We start from the raw sequence: 12,379 nt of genomic DNA on the forward strand, positions 1-12,379 counted from the left end.
CCCGATCCCGGGCGCCCGCGCCAGCCCTTCCTGTCAGCCCTTTTCGGCGGCCTTGGCCGCGTTCCACAGCGCATCCATCTCGGCCAGGTCCGAGTCCTCGGGCCGCCGCCCTTCGGCGGCCAGCGCCGCCTCGATGGCCCGGAATCGGCGGGTGAACTTGTCGTTGGCGGCCCTGAGCGCGGCCTCGGGGTCGATATCCAGATGCCGGGCCAGATTCGCCATGACGAACAGCAGATCGCCGTATTCCTCGAACCGGTGCTCGGGCGCGGCCTCGGTCAGTTCGCGGGCCTCCTCGGCGATCTTGTCCACGACCAGCGCCACATCGGGCCAGTCGAACCCGACCCGGGCGGCGCGCTTTTGCAGCTTGACCGCGCGCGTCAGCCCCGCGTGGCCCACCGGCACATCGTCCAGAACGCCGGTCAGCGCCTTCGCCGCGCGCTCGCGGGCCTTGCGCGCCTCCCAGGCTTCGGTCTGGGCCGCGGCGGTGGCGATGGTTTCGGCGCCAAAGACATGCGGATGGCGCGCGACCATCTTGTCGGCGATGGCGCGCAGCACGTCGTCCAGGGTGAACAGACCGGCCTCCGCGGCCATCTGCGCGTGATAGACGGACTGGAACATCAAGTCACCCAGTTCGCCCTTCAGCCCGTCCCAGTCGCGGCGCGCGATCGCATCGGCCACCTCATAGGCCTCCTCGATGGTATAGGGGGCGATCGTGTCGAAGTCCTGCTCCAGGTCCCAGGGGCACCCGCCCACAGGCGCCCTGAGCCGCGCCATGATGCGGGCAAGACGCGCAAGACCGCCCTCGGGGTCGTGGATCAGCGGATCGTCAGCCATTGCGCCCACCCGGATAATTGCCGATGCTTCCCCTCCATCGCATCGCCCGACGCCGGAGTCCACCATGCCTGTCCTCAACCGCATCGCCGATTACGCCGAGGACATGAAAACCTGGCGCCGACACCTGCACCAGCACCCGGAAACCCGCTTTGATTGCGCCCAGACCGCCGCCTTTGTCGCCGGGCGCCTGCGCGAATTCGGCATCACCGAGATCCACGAGGGCATCGCCCGCTCCGGCCTGGTCGCGATCATCGAAGGGCAGGGCGACGGCCCGACCATCGGCCTGCGCGCCGATATCGACGCCCTGCCGATCACCGAGGAAACGGGCCTGCCCCATGCCTCGACCGTGCCCGGCAAGATGCACGCCTGCGGCCATGACGGGCATACCACGATGCTGCTGGGCGCCGCGCGTTACCTGGCGGAAACGCGCAATTTCGCCGGCCGCGTCGCGCTGATCTTTCAACCGGCCGAGGAATGGGGCGGCGGCGCCGGCGTGATGGTCCAAGAGGGGATCATGGAACGCTTCGGCATCGGCCAGGTCTATGCGCTGCACAACGCGCCGGGCGTGGCCGAGGGACGGTTCGAAACGCGCCCCGGCCCGATCATGGCCGCGGTCGATACGCTGACTGTCACGGTCACCGGGCGCGGCGGCCACGGCGCCCACCCCGAGGACACCGTGGACCCGGTCGCCGCTATCGTGCAGATGGTGGGCGCGCTGCAAACCATCGTCAGCCGAAACCGCCGCGGCACCGACGCACTGGTCATCAGCGTGACCCAGATCCACACCGGCAGCGCCGACAACATCATTCCCGAAACCGGCTGGTTCTGTGCCACCATCCGCACCTATGACAGGGCCGTGCAGGCCATGGTCGAAACCCGCTGCCAGGCGATCGTCCAAGGCATCGCTGCGGCGATGTCGTGCTCGGCCGTCGTGGACTACGAGCGCGGCTATCCGGCAACCGTCAACCACGCGCGCGAAACTGCCTTCGCCACCGAAATCGCCGCCGAAGTCGGCAGCGCAACGGGCGAATGCGACCCCGTCATGGGCGCCGAGGACTTTGCCTTCATGCTGGAACGCCGCCCCGGCGCCTATCTGTTCCTGGGCCAGGGCGACAGCGCAGGCCTGCATCACCCGCGCTATGACTTCAACGACGCGGTCGCCCCGGTCGGCGCCAGCTTCTTTGCCCGGCTGGTGGAACGCGCGCAACCACGCGCGTGACGCGCCCCACGCCGGCCGGATCGCCCGGCGGCGGCCGGGCTGCGTATTTGGAACAAGGTGAGGGGGCAGACCGGAACAATTTGAATCGAATTGTTCATCATCTTGTCGAAAATACGCTCGGGGGGTGAGCCCGCAGGGCGAGGGGGGCGGAAAGCCCCCCTTTCCCGGCCTAGAAGAACTGTTCGCGAATCAGCCGTTCCTCCAGCCCGTGCCCGGGATCGAACAAGAGCCGGTGCTTGATGCGCGGCTCGGACCGGATTTCCACCGAGACGACGTTGCGGACGGGCTGGGCGTCGGCGTCGGCCATGACCGGGCGCTTTTCCGGGTCCAGAACGTCGAACCGCACGACCGCTGATTTCGGCAGCAAGGCGCCGCGCCAGCGCCGGGGGCGGAACGCCGCCATCGCCGTCAGCGCCAGCACATCGGCGCCGATCGGCAGGATCGGCCCATGGGCCGAATAGTTGTAGGCGGTCGAGCCCGCCGGCGTGGCCAGCAGCGCGCCGTCGCAGACCAGTTCCTCCATGCGCACCAGCCCGTCCACGGTGATCCTGAGCCGCACCGCCTGCGGTCCCTCGCGCAGCAGCGAGACTTCGTTGATGGCCAGCGCTTCGTGGATCCGGCCCTGCGTGTCCGTGGCCCTCATGGCGAGAGGGTTCAGCACGGTCTCCTGGGCCGCGTCCAGGCGCGCCGGCAGGTCCTCGATCGCGAAAGCGTTCATCAGGAAGCCGACGGTGCCGCGGTTCATGCCATAGACCGGCACGTCGCGGTGCTGGGTCGCGTGCAGCGTTTCCAGCAGGAAGCCGTCGCCGCCCAGCGCGACGATCACCGCCGCCTGCTGCAAGGGCGCGTCGCCGTAGATCGCGACCAGCTCGGCGCGCGCCGCCTGGGCAACCTCGGTCTGGCTGGCCAGGAACACGATGGGCCCCCGCTTGGCCTGTCTCTGTGCCACGTCATTGCCTTTCGGTTCGCGCTGTCAGCCACAGGTTTCGCAAATGCGCCGAGGGCCCGCAATCGGAAAGGGCATTTCGCATCCGTCACCCAATGCGGCGTTTTCGGCGCTTTCCGCCCGCGCCCCCCTGCGATAAAGAGCGCCACAACCCGACCGGATCAACCGCCCCAGGCCCACAGCGGAGACGCGCATGACCCCCTCGACCGGCTTTTTCACCGAAGACCTCGCCACCCGCGACCCCGAGATCGCCCGCGCCATCGGCCTGGAACTGGGCCGCCAGCGCGACGAGATCGAACTGATCGCGTCCGAAAACATCGTTTCCAGGGCGGTGATGCAGGCGCAGGGGTCGGTCATGACCAACAAATACGCCGAGGGGTATCCGGGCAAGCGTTACTATGGCGGCTGCCAGTATGTGGACATCGCCGAGGAGTTGGCGATCGAGCGCGCCAAGGCCCTGTTCGACTGCAAGTTCGCCAACGTGCAGCCGAACTCGGGCAGCCAGATGAACCAGGCCGTGTTCCTGGCGCTGCTGCAACCGGGCGACACGTTCATGGGGCTGGACCTGAACTCGGGCGGGCACCTGACGCACGGCTCGCCGGTGAACATGTCGGGCAAGTGGTTCAACGTGGTCAGCTACGGCGTGCGCCAGCAGGACCAGTTGCTGGACATGGACGAGGTTCGCGCCAAGGCGCTGGAGCACAAGCCCAAGCTGATCCTGGCCGGCGGCACCGCCTATTCGCGTCTCTGGGACTGGGCCGCCTTCCGCGCCATCGCGGACGAGGTGGGCGCGATCCTGCACGTGGACATGGCGCATATCGCGGGCCTGGTCGCGGGTGGCCAGCACCCCTCGCCCCTGCCCTATGCGGATGTCGTGACCACGACCACGCACAAATCCCTGCGCGGCCCACGTGGCGGCATGATCCTGTGCAATGACGAGGCGATCGCCAAGAAGATCAACTCGGCGGTGTTCCCCGGCCTGCAAGGTGGGCCGCTGATGCATGTCATCGCCGCCAAGGCCGTCGCCTTTGGCGAGGCGCTTCAGCCCGGGTTCAAGGATTACGCCGCGCAGATCGTGAAGAACGCGCAGGCGATGGCCGACCAGTTGATGAAGGGCGGGATCGACATCGTGTCGGGCGGCACCGACAACCACCTGATGCTGGCCGACCTGCGCCCCAAGGGCGTGACCGGCAAGGCGACCGAGGCCGCCCTGGGCCGCGCGCACATCACCTGCAACAAGAACGGCGTGCCGTTCGACCCGGAAAAGCCCTTTGTCACCTCGGGCATCCGGCTGGGCACGCCGGCCGGGACGACCCGCGGCTTTGGCGAGGCCGAGTTCCGCCAGATTGCCGACTGGATCGTCGAGGTGGTCGATGGTCTGGCCGCAAATGGCGACGCCGGCAACGCGGCGGTGGAAGAGGCTGTGCGCGCCAAGGTCAAGGCGCTGTGCGACCGCTTCCCGCTCTATCCGGGGATGTGAGCACTGGGCGGGTCCGCCACCCGCCGGCTGGAACGCGCGCTGGGTGACGCCATCCGCGCGCGGCTGCCCTCGGCCATCGAGGGCCCCGCGATGTTCGTGCTCAAGCATTTATGGGCCGGGCTTTATGGCGGGGTCCTGTTGGTGGCCATCGGGGTTTCGACCCTGGTCTGGCGCGACGACTGGGCCCTGGCGCGCAACGATGCGCTGTTCCTGATCGCGCTGGGCACGCAGGCACTGTTCCTGGCCCTGCGCCTTGAATCGCGCGAGGAGGTCGCCGCGCTGGTCGGATTCTCGGCCCTCGGCATGGGGATGGAGTGGTATAACACCGCTGCCGGCCACTGGACCTATCCCGACACCGGCCTGTTCGCCTTGGGCGATGTGCCGTTGTTCGTGGGCGCGATGTATGCCGCTGTCGGCGTCTGCGTGTTGCGCATGATCCGCATCTTCGAGATGCGCTTCGTGCCCTTTCCGCCGCTGTGGCCCACGCTGGGGCTGACCTTGGCGATCTATGTGAACTTCTTCACGCAACACGTTTGGATCGACCTGCGTCTGGGCCTGATGGTCGCGACGGTGCTGCTGTTCGGGCGCACCTGGATCGTCTTTACGCCGGCCGCAGGGCGGCGCTGGCGGATGCCCATGCTGCTGTCGCTGGCCCTGTCCGCGCTGGGCGTCTGGCTGGCCGAGAACCTCGGCACCCTGACGGGCACCTGGCTGTATGACGGGCAGGAAACGCACGATCCGGTCAGCCTCGGGACCCTGGGGTCGTGGTATCTGTTCCTCTGCGTCGCGCTGATGGTGGCGCTCGCCGCCCTGCCCCAGGCCACGCGCCCCGAAGAAAGCTGACCGATGCCCCTGCTGACCCTGTTGCGCCATGGCACCCCGACCGACCTGCCGCCCCTGTTGATCGTGCACGGGCTCTTTGGGTCGGCGCGGAACTGGGGCGCGATCGCCAAGCGGATGTCCGACAGCCGCGAGGTGATCGCGGTGGACATGCGCAACCATGCCAACAGCTTTTGGGACGGCGACCACAGCTATGCCGCGATGGCCGCCGATCTGGCCGCCGTGATCGCGGCCGAAGGCCATCCGATGGACGTGCTGGGCCATTCGATGGGCGGCAAGGCGGCGATGGTGCTGGCGCTGACCCGACCTGCGCAGGTGCAGCGGCTGGTGGTGGCCGACATCGCGCCGGTCGCCTATCCGCACAGCCAGAACCACCTGATCGCGGCGATGCGCGGGCTGGACCTGTCCGGCGTGGACTCGCGATCCGAGGCCGACCGCCGCCTGTCCGCCAGCGTGCAGGACCCGGGCGTGCGCGCCTTTCTGCTGCAATCGCTGGACCTGAAGGCCACGCCGCCGCGCTGGCGGCTGAACCTGGACACGCTGGAACGGCACATGGACCAGACCACGGGTTGGATCGACGATTCGGCGCTGACGCCGTTCGACAAGCCCGCGCTGTTCCTGACCGGCGCGCTGTCGGACTATGTCAAGCCGACCGACCGCGCGCATATCCGCGCGCTGTTCCCGCAGGCCAAAATGGCCAAGATCCCCGGCGCCGGCCATTGGCTGCACGCCGAGAAGCCGCGCGAATTCGAGGCCGCGCTGCGGGTGTTCCTGGGACCGCCGGCCGCCTGATCAGGCGTTTTCCAGCTTTTTCGCCAGGACCCAGACCACGGGCACGGCGACAACCGCCCCGATCGCCGCCGCGACGATGATCGAGCGGAAGTCATACAGATTCATCGTCACCGCCGCGACGACCCCGATGCCGGCCAGCGTCGTGCCGACAATCGAATACAGCAACATCATCAAACGGACCATCGTGTCCCCCATGCATGGTTCGGGGCGATCCTATCCGGCGCCCCTGGCTTTTCCTTGATCTCGCGCAAACCGGCGGCGAAAACATGCGGAAACGAGAATGTCTGACCTCAGCACGTCAGCCGCGCGGTCATCACGCCACTGTCGCCGCGCGCGCTGCCCGCGACAAGGGGGCATCCACCGACCTGTTCGGCCGCCTGCACCATGGCCACCAGAATCGCGGGGTGATCGGCCCGGCGGGCATAGCCCAGCCGGATCACCTGCACCCGGGGCCGGGCTGTGTCACGGTCCAGGTAGACCGCATAGCTGCGCCCGTCGATCTGCACGCGCTGCGCATCGCTGCCCCAGAACGCCCGGTCGGGCGAGGCGCAGGCCATCAGCAACAGAAGGGCGACAAGGACACGCATGGCGCCAGTCTGCCCGCCCAAGGGTTAACGCCCGCTTAACGCGCACATGACTTGCGGCCCCCCGGCGCTTTACGCTATCGGGGGCGGGCGGGCGATTAGCTCAGTTGGTAGAGCGTCTCGTTTACACCGAGAATGCCGGCGGTTCGAGTCCGTCATCGCCCACCACCCCCGCATCCGCACGCCCGCAACCCCAAAGGCCCCGCCCCGTGGCAAGGCCTCTATCGGGCACGCGCCCCGTCATCGTGATCTGTGCAAACCCCTGTCGAACCCGCGGTGCGATGCCGACGCTGGCGCGGTTGCGAAACCCTTGCCAGACCCCGGAATCGCCGCTATTCATTCTTTATGCGGAATGACATTCCAAACAAAGAATACCCCTTGTGAGCGACGACCCCCCTCAGGTCCGGCCTGTCGGCGCGCTGGTTCACGCGCTGCGCATCCTGCGCCACCTGGCCGCGCAGGGGCGGCCGCAGGGCGTGACGGCAATCGCCCGGGCAACCGGTGTCAACGGCTCGACCTGTTTCAACATCCTGCGCACCCTCGCGGCCGAGGGGCTGGTCAGTTTCGACGCGCAGGCAAAGACCTATCGCCCGGCGCTGGGGCTGGTCGAGCTGGCGGTCGGCGTGCTGGGCACCAACCCCGGCGACCTGATCCGCCCCGAGCTGGAGCGCATGGCGCAGGACTACCGCGTGCTCATGTGCCTGTGGCACATCACCGGCGACGACCGTATCGTGCTGATCGAACGCGCCTTCGACCCCGGCGCGACACGGGTTGACCTGCCGCTGGGCAAGCGTCTTCCGGTCTATACCGGCGGCGTGGGGCGCGTGCTGGCCGCGCAACGCGCCCTTTCCGAAACCGAGATCCGCCGCCATTTCGAATCCCTGCGCTGGGAATCCCCACCCGCCGATTTCGCCGCCTATCGCGCCAGCATCGAGCGCGCCGGTCGCCTGGGCTATGCCGAGGACCTGGGTCAACTCTATGTGGGTGTGGACGTCATCGGCGCGCTGATCGTGGATGCGCAGGGCCAGGCGCGCTATGGTCTATCCAGCATCTCGTTGTCCGGTCAGATGGACGCCGACGCCCGCCGGGCAATCGGTCAGGACCTGGCCCGCACCGGCCGCCGCATCGGCCATTCGCTTTTCGCCGCGCCGGATGGCGCGCCCCCCGTTCCGACCTGAGAGGAGTCCGCCATGGAAGGTCCCGTCCGCTACGAAACCCACGGTGACATCGCCGTGTTCCGCATCGACAACCCGCCGGTGAACGCGACCAGTCTGGCCGTGCGGCAGGGGCTGGTGGATGCCGCCAACCGCTTTGCCTCCTCGCCCGAGAAGGTCGCCGTTCTGGTGGCCGAGGGGCGGACCTTCATCGCCGGCGCCGACATCACCGAATTCGGCAAGACCCCGCTGGAGCCCCACTTGCCCGACGCGATCCAGGTCATTGAATCGCTGGACAAACCGGTGGTCTGCGTGATCCACGGCACCGCGCTGGGCGGCGGGTTCGAGGTGGCGCTGGGCTGCCACTATCGCGTCATGCTGAAGGGCGCCCGCGTCGGCCTGCCCGAGGTGAACCTTGGCCTGATCCCTGGCGCCGGCGGCACGCAGCGCCTGCCGCGCCTGGTGGGCGTGGTGGCGGCCGCGGACATCTTCACCTCGGCCCGGCAGGTCAGCGCCGAGGACTGCCTGGCGCTGGGCATCGCCGACGCGCTGTCCACCGCCGAACCGTTCGAGGCCGGCATGGATTTCGCCCGCAAGATTCTGGCCGAGGGGCTGCCCGTGCGCCGCGTCAGCGAACTGCCCGTGCCGCCCACCGACGCCGACGCCCTGGCCGCCCTGAAAAAGAAGGTCGCGCGCGCCAATCCCGGCCACGTCTGCCATCTGAAGGGCATCGAGGTCGCCGAACAGGGCACCAGGCTGCCCTTTGCCCAGGGGCGCGCGCTGGAACGCGAAGCGTTCTGGGAGCTCATGCAAACGCCCCAGCGCGCGGCGATGATCCACGCCTTCTTTGCCGAGCGCAAGGTCGCCAACCTGCCCGAGATCAAGGGCGTCCAGCCGCGCAACCTGGCGCATGTCGGCGTCATCGGCGGCGGCACCATGGGCGGCGGAATCGCGGTCGCGTGCCTGCTGAACGGCCTCAAGGTCACGCTGATCGAACGCGATGCCGAGGCCGTCGAACGGGCCCATACGGGCATCGCCCGCACCCTGGCCGACAGCGTCAAGCGCGGCAAACTGGGCGCCGCCGCCCGCGACGGGCTGCTGGCCGAGAAACTGGTCACGACCGACGATTACGCGGCCCTCGCCACCGCCGATCTCATCATCGAGGCGGTGTTCGAATCGATGGACGTGAAAAAGGACGTGTTCGGCAAGCTGGACGACATCGCCAAGCCCGGCGCGATCCTGGCGACGAACACCAGCTATCTCGACGTGAACGAGATCGCCGCCATCACCCGGCGGCCGCAGGACGTGATCGGGCTGCATTTCTTCAGCCCCGCGCATGTGATGCGCCTGCTTGAGATCGTCGTCGCCGACAAGACCGCGCCCGACGTCACCGCCACCGGCTTTGCGCTGGCCAAGACGCTGAAAAAGGTTCCGGTGCGCGCCGGGGTATGCGACGGGTTCATCGGCAACCGCATCCTGAAGCACTATCGCACGGCCGCCGACATCATGGTCCTGGAAGGGGCGTCGCCGTTCCAGGTGGACCGCGCGCTCGAAGCGTTCGGCTTTGCCATGGGCCCTTATGCGGTTGCCGATCTGGCCGGGATCGACATCGGCTATCTGACCCGCAAACGGCTGGCCGCCACCCGCCACCCGCGCGAGCGGTTCGGCGAATGGGGCGATGTGCTCTACGAGATGGGGCGCCTGGGCCGCAAATCGGGGCGCGGGCATTACATCTATGACGAACAATCGCCCAAGGGCCGCCCCGACCCCGAGGTCGAGGAGATCATCGCAAAGGAACGCAAGGCCAAGAGCATCACCCCGCGCGATTTCACCGACGCCGAGATCGTCGAACGCTACATGGCGGCGATGATCAACGAAGGCGCCCGGGTGGTCGGCGAGGGGGTCGCGCTGCGGCCGCTGGATGTCGATGTGACCAAGCTGTTCGGCTACGGCTTTCCGCGCTTTCGCGGCGGGCCGATGCACTACGCGGACCAGATCGGCCTGGACACGGTCCTGGCCACCGTCGAGGCCGCCGCGAAAGAGGATGACTTCTTCTGGCAGCCCGCACCCTTGCTGAAACAGCTTGTGGCCGAGGGCCGCACCTTCGCCAGCCTGAACTGACACCTGAGGGACACCATGAAAGACGCCGTCATCGTTTCGACCGCGCGCACCGCCATCGGCAAGGCCTATCGCGGCGCGTTCAACAAGACGCATGGCGTGACCATCGCCGGTCACGCCGCCAGCCATGCGGTCCGCCGCGCCGGGATCGACCCCGCGCTGATCGAGGATTCGATCTGGGGCTGCGCCCTGCCTGAGAATGCCACAGGCGGCAACGCCGGGCGTCAGGTGGCGATCCGCGCGGGCCTGCCGGTCAGCGTGGCGGGCACCACGGTGAACCGGTTCTGCGCCTCGGGGTTGCAGGCGATCGCCCAGGGCGCGCACATGATCCAGGCCGAGGGGGCGCGCGCCATCCTGGCCGGCGGGGTCGAAAGCATCAGCCTGAACCAGCCCAGCCCGCGCGTGGCGCCCGAACCCTGGATCGTCGAACACAAGCCCGCGCTCTATCTGCCGATGATCGACACCGCCGATATCGTCGCGCAACGCTATGGCGTCAGCCGCGAGGCGCAGGACGCTTATGCGCTGCGCTCGCAACAGCGGATCGCCGCAGCGCAGGCCGGGGGCCTGTTCGCGGACGAAATCGTGCCCATCGACGTGCTGATGGGCGTCCAGGACAAGGCGACCGGCGCGATCAGCGACAAGGCGGTCACCCTGTCGCAGGACGAATGCAACCGCCCCGGCACCACGCTCGAAGGGTTGCAATCGCTGGCCCCGGTGCGCGGCGAGGGGAATTTCGTCACCGCCGGCAACGCCAGCCAACTGTCGGACGGCGCCGCCGCGCTGGTGCTGATGGAGGCCGGTGAAGCCGCGCGCGCCGGGCTCGAGCCGCTGGGTGCCTTCCGCGGTTATGCCGTCGCCGGGTGCGAGCCTGACGAAATGGGTATCGGCCCGGTGTTCGCCATCCCGCGCCTTCTGGAACGCCACGGCCTGAAGATCGACGACATCGACCTGTGGGAACTGAACGAGGCCTTTGCCAGCCAGTGCCTCTATTGCCGCGACCGACTGGGCATCGACCCCGAGAAATACAACGTCAACGGTGGCTCGATCGCCATCGGCCACCCCTATGGCATGTCCGGCGCCCGCATGACCGGCCATATCCTGCTCGAGGGCCAACGGCGCGGCGCGAAATGGGGCGTCGTGACGATGTGTATCGGCGGCGGCGCGGGTGCCGCCGGATTGTTTGAAATCTTCTGACCGGAGGACGCGATGGACCTGACTTTTTCCGCTGACGAAATCGCCTTTCGCGACGAGGTTCGCGCCTTCATGCGCGATCGCCTCCCGCCCGAAATCGCGGCCAAGGTCGCCGCCGGCACGGCGCTGAGCAAGGCCGACTATGACACCTGGCACAGCCTGCTGAACGAAAAGGGCTGGCTGGCCGGGGCCTGGCCGCGGAAATTCGGCGGGCAGGAGTGGTCGGCCGTGCAAAAGCACATCTTCGAGGAAGAAAGCGCCGCCGCCCACGCCCCCCGTGTCGTGCCGTTCGGCGTGGCGATGCTGGGCCCGGTGCTGCAAGCTTTCGGCTCAAGGGAACAACAGGACCATTACCTGCCGCGCATCCTCTCGGGCGAGGATTGGTGGTGCCAGGGCTATTCCGAACCCGGCGCGGGCTCGGATCTGGCCAGTCTGAAGACCCGTGCGGTGCGCGAGGGCGACCATTACGTCGTCAACGGGCAAAAGACCTGGACCACGCTGGGCCAGTATGCCGACAAGATCTTCTGCCTGGTGCGAACCTCGACCAGCGGCAAACCGCAAGAAGGCATCAGCTTTCTGCTGATCGACATGAACACCCCCGGAATCGAGGTGCGCCCGATCATCCTGATCGACGGCGTGCACGAGGTGAACGAGGTCTGGTTCACCGATGTGAAGGTCCCGGTCGAAAATCTGGTGGGCGAGGAAAACAAGGGCTGGACCTATGCCAAGTATCTGCTGACCCATGAACGCACCGGCATCGCCGGGGTCGGCTATGCGCAAGCCGGTCTCGACCAGCTCAAGCGGATCGCGCGGACGGAACTGCAAAACGGCCGCCCGCTGATCGAGAACCCGCTGTTCGCCGCCCGGCTGGCGCGGATCGAAATCGAGTTGATGGCGATGGCCACGCTGAACCTGCGCACCGTCGCAGGGGCGGATGCCGGCGCCGCCCCGGGCGCCGAAAGCTCGATGCTGAAGGTCAAGGGCACCGTGATCCGCCAGGCAATCAACGCGCTGGCCCTGCGCGCCATCGGCCCGTGGGCCATGCCCTTTGTGGCCGAGGGGCTGGAGGAATCGAACCTCTATCACCCGGGCCCCGACTATGCGGCCAAGGCGTCGAACGTGTATCTCAACAACCGCAAGATCTCGATCTATGGCGGCTCGAACGAGGTGCAGCGCGGCATCATCACCAAGGCAATCCTCGGTCTGTAAGGGGCGACGAAC

The 12,379-nt window shown here is 67.8% G+C and carries 12 protein-coding genes and 1 tRNA gene; 9 read left to right on the forward strand and 4 right to left on the reverse strand.

The annotated features are described in order from the left end of the window. Positions 1–33: 33 nt before the first annotated feature. Positions 34–834 (reverse strand): nucleoside triphosphate pyrophosphohydrolase, encoded by an 801-nt coding sequence (gene mazG / locus H6900_02095; GenBank protein MCC0072059.1) that lies wholly within the window; start codon positions 832–834, stop codon positions 34–36. Positions 835–898: 64 nt separating this feature from the next. On the opposite strand from mazG, the gene H6900_02100 reads away from it, so the two are divergent. After that, a complete protein-coding gene (locus H6900_02100; protein MCC0072060.1) occupies positions 899–2,053 on the forward strand; it encodes an amidohydrolase in 1,155 nt (384 codons plus the stop codon). Between the two features lie 169 nt (positions 2,054–2,222). Here the strand turns inward: H6900_02100 and H6900_02105 are convergent, their stop codons facing one another. Continuing rightward, positions 2,223–2,972 carry an NAD kinase gene (locus tag H6900_02105; protein MCC0072061.1) on the reverse strand — a complete coding sequence of 250 codons (750 nt, stop codon included), beginning with the start codon at positions 2,970–2,972 and terminating at the stop codon, positions 2,223–2,225. Between the two features lie 220 nt (positions 2,973–3,192). Here H6900_02105 and H6900_02110 point away from each other — a divergent pair, with 220 nt between their 5' ends. The 3 genes from H6900_02110 to H6900_02120 all read left to right on the forward strand — a co-directional run bounded on the left by H6900_02110 (position 3,193) and on the right by H6900_02120 (position 6,111). Further along, a complete protein-coding gene (locus H6900_02110; protein ID MCC0072062.1) occupies positions 3,193–4,479 on the forward strand; it encodes a serine hydroxymethyltransferase in 1,287 nt (428 codons plus the stop codon). A gap of 90 nt (positions 4,480–4,569) precedes the next feature. After that, positions 4,570–5,322, forward strand: coding sequence for a DUF817 family protein (locus H6900_02115; protein MCC0072063.1), 753 nt, complete (start codon positions 4,570–4,572; stop codon positions 5,320–5,322). Positions 5,323–5,325: 3 nt separating this feature from the next. After that, a complete protein-coding gene (locus H6900_02120; GenBank protein MCC0072064.1) occupies positions 5,326–6,111 on the forward strand; it encodes an alpha/beta fold hydrolase in 786 nt (261 codons plus the stop codon). Here H6900_02120 and H6900_02125 read toward each other — a convergent pair whose 3' ends face one another. Together H6900_02125 and H6900_02130 are read right to left on the reverse strand one after the other, a co-directional pair. Then, positions 6,112–6,294 carry a hypothetical protein gene (locus tag H6900_02125; GenBank protein MCC0072065.1) on the reverse strand — a complete coding sequence of 61 codons (183 nt, stop codon included), beginning with the start codon at positions 6,292–6,294 and terminating at the stop codon, positions 6,112–6,114. 107 nt (positions 6,295–6,401) lie between these two features. Beyond that, complete coding sequence (locus H6900_02130; protein ID MCC0072066.1) at positions 6,402–6,698, reverse strand: hypothetical protein; 297 nt, start codon at positions 6,696–6,698, stop codon at positions 6,402–6,404. Positions 6,699–6,787: 89 nt separating this feature from the next. Here H6900_02130 and H6900_02135 point away from each other — a divergent pair. The 5 genes from H6900_02135 (at position 6,788) to H6900_02155 (ending at position 12,367) form a co-directional block, all read left to right on the forward strand. After that, positions 6,788–6,863, forward strand: a tRNA-Val gene (locus tag H6900_02135). A 212-nt stretch (positions 6,864–7,075) separates the two neighbouring features. Then, positions 7,076–7,873 (forward strand): IclR family transcriptional regulator, encoded by a 798-nt coding sequence (locus H6900_02140; GenBank protein ID MCC0072067.1) that lies wholly within the window; start codon positions 7,076–7,078, stop codon positions 7,871–7,873. Positions 7,874–7,885: 12 nt separating this feature from the next. Beyond that, positions 7,886–9,970, forward strand: a complete 2,085-nt coding sequence (locus H6900_02145) for an enoyl-CoA hydratase/isomerase family protein (protein MCC0072068.1) — start codon at positions 7,886–7,888, stop codon at positions 9,968–9,970. Between the two features lie 15 nt (positions 9,971–9,985). After that, positions 9,986–11,161, forward strand: a complete 1,176-nt coding sequence (locus H6900_02150; GenBank protein MCC0072069.1) for an acetyl-CoA C-acyltransferase — start codon at positions 9,986–9,988, stop codon at positions 11,159–11,161. Positions 11,162–11,173: 12 nt separating this feature from the next. Next, positions 11,174–12,367, forward strand: a complete 1,194-nt coding sequence (locus H6900_02155) for an acyl-CoA dehydrogenase family protein (GenBank protein ID MCC0072070.1) — start codon at positions 11,174–11,176, stop codon at positions 12,365–12,367. Positions 12,368–12,379 lie beyond the last annotated feature (12 nt).

Source organism: Rhodobacter sp. (genome assembly GCA_020637515.1).
GTDB lineage: Bacteria > Pseudomonadota > Alphaproteobacteria > Rhodobacterales > Rhodobacteraceae > Pararhodobacter.

Coding starts and splice junctions, on each gene's coding strand:
- H6900_02125 (MCC0072065.1), bottom strand. CDS start 6,294: ATGGTCCGTTTGATGATGTTGCTGTATTCGATTGTCGGCACGACGCTG.
- H6900_02145 (MCC0072068.1), top strand. CDS start 7,886: ATGGAAGGTCCCGTCCGCTACGAAACCCACGGTGACATCGCCGTGTTC.
- H6900_02130 (MCC0072066.1), bottom strand. CDS start 6,698: ATGCGTGTCCTTGTCGCCCTTCTGTTGCTGATGGCCTGCGCCTCGCCC.
- H6900_02115 (MCC0072063.1), top strand. CDS start 4,570: ATGTTCGTGCTCAAGCATTTATGGGCCGGGCTTTATGGCGGGGTCCTG.
- H6900_02150 (MCC0072069.1), top strand. CDS start 9,986: ATGAAAGACGCCGTCATCGTTTCGACCGCGCGCACCGCCATCGGCAAG.
- mazG (MCC0072059.1), bottom strand. CDS start 834: ATGGCTGACGATCCGCTGATCCACGACCCCGAGGGCGGTCTTGCGCGT.
- H6900_02120 (MCC0072064.1), top strand. CDS start 5,326: ATGCCCCTGCTGACCCTGTTGCGCCATGGCACCCCGACCGACCTGCCG.
- H6900_02100 (MCC0072060.1), top strand. CDS start 899: ATGCCTGTCCTCAACCGCATCGCCGATTACGCCGAGGACATGAAAACC.
- H6900_02155 (MCC0072070.1), top strand. CDS start 11,174: ATGGACCTGACTTTTTCCGCTGACGAAATCGCCTTTCGCGACGAGGTT.
- H6900_02110 (MCC0072062.1), top strand. CDS start 3,193: ATGACCCCCTCGACCGGCTTTTTCACCGAAGACCTCGCCACCCGCGAC.